We start from the raw sequence: 1637 nt of genomic DNA on the forward strand, positions 1-1637 counted from the left end.
CTCACCCTTGGCAGCCTCTTTGACGGCAGCGGCGGTTTTTCGCTTGCCGGACTGCTGGCAGGCATTGTGCCTGTCTGGTCTTCTGAAATCGAACCGTTTGCCATTCGTGTGACAGAAAAACGGCTGCCGCAGGTACAACACTTCGGCAATATCAGCGGTCTGCGTGGTGCAAAGCTGCCGCCTGTGGACATTATCACCTTTGGCAGTCCATGCCAGGATATGAGCATCGCCGGAAAACGAACCGGTCTGAACGGCAGCCGTTCTTCTCTGTTTCACGAAGCGATCCGTATCATCCGAGAAATGAGGTGTGCAAGCAATGGCAAATATCCAAGATACATCGTCTGGGAAAACGTCCTCGGAGCATTTTCTTCCAACGGCGGAGAAGATTTCCGCTGTGTCCTCGAAGCCATCTGTTCGGTCAAAGACAGCAGCATTTCAATTCCTCGACCTGCGGGAAAATGGACAAAAGCCGGAGAGATTCTGGCAGAATCCTATTCCCTCGCATGGCGAGTTCTTGATGCACAATACTGGGGAGTCCCCCAACGAAGAAAACGAATCTTTCTTGTCGCAGATTTTGATGGAAGACGTGCCGGAAAAATATTATTTGAGTCCGAAGGCTTGTCAGGGTATTCTGCGGAGAGCCTCCGTGCGTGGCAAAGAACTGCCGGAAGTGCTGCGGACAGCTCTGGAACGGCAGGCTTGTGCTTGTGTGACCAGGGCGGAGAACGCATAGACATTCTAAAAGAACGCACTGCCACCCTTCGGGCAGAAGCCCATCATCCGCCTTGTGTACTGGAAAATCATCCTGCTGACAGCCGGCTTCAGATCTCTGAGAACGGAAAAGTACAGACACTGACTTCCAGATGCGGAACCGGCGGCGGGAATGTTCCGCTGCTGATGGATACACCGAAAACGCTGAAGATTCGCTGCGGAAAAGCCGGCGGTGGAAAAGGCAGTCTGATACAGGAAAACAAATCTGCTACCCTGTCCTGCAATAATGACCAGACGGTATTTCAGCCGAAAGCATACGGCATCAGTTCCTTTTCCAGCAATGCCATGCTTTCCGGTAATCCGCACAGCGGCATTTATGAGGCAGACACTGCCCGTACTTTGGACACCAGCGACCAGTCACCAGCAAAAAACCAAGGCGGTATTGCTGTTCTGGAAAGTTATGCTTTGCAGGGTTCCATGATCGGTCGGTCTGACCAAAACGGACCGCAGGGCGGCGGTGTCAACAAAGAGGTCGCTTTCACTTTGAATGCTACCGACCATCATGCAGTGTATGCTGCTTCTACGGGAAATTTCAGCAGTGCATTTCGGGAAACGACCCCTACACTGCTGGCACGGGACCACAAAGACCCCAGCATCGTTTCCAGCGGTTATGCGGTTCGCAGACTGACACCGCAGGAATGTGCAAGACTGCAGGGATTTCCGGATCAGTGGTGCAGTGACCTGGCATCGGAAAATCCCACAGAAGAAGAGATCGACCGATGGGCAGCTATTTTTGAAGAATACCGAAAAGCGGTAAAACCGGAGAGCCGTCCCAAAAGCCGAAAGATGGTACAGAAATGGCTGCAAGATCCATATCGTGATGCAGCAGAGTACCGCCTTTGGGGGAATGGCATCTGTCTGAATGT

1 protein-coding gene is annotated in these 1637 nt (G+C 52.5%); it reads left to right on the forward strand.

What is annotated here, in order from left to right:
• A partial coding sequence (locus tag QZ375_RS14215) for a DNA cytosine methyltransferase (protein WP_295220062.1) occupies positions 1–1637 on the forward strand: 1637 nt, incomplete at both ends.

It is taken from the genome of Ruminococcus sp., assembly GCF_019417665.1.
In the GTDB taxonomy this organism is placed as follows: domain Bacteria; phylum Bacillota; class Clostridia; order Oscillospirales; family Ruminococcaceae; genus Ruminococcus_C.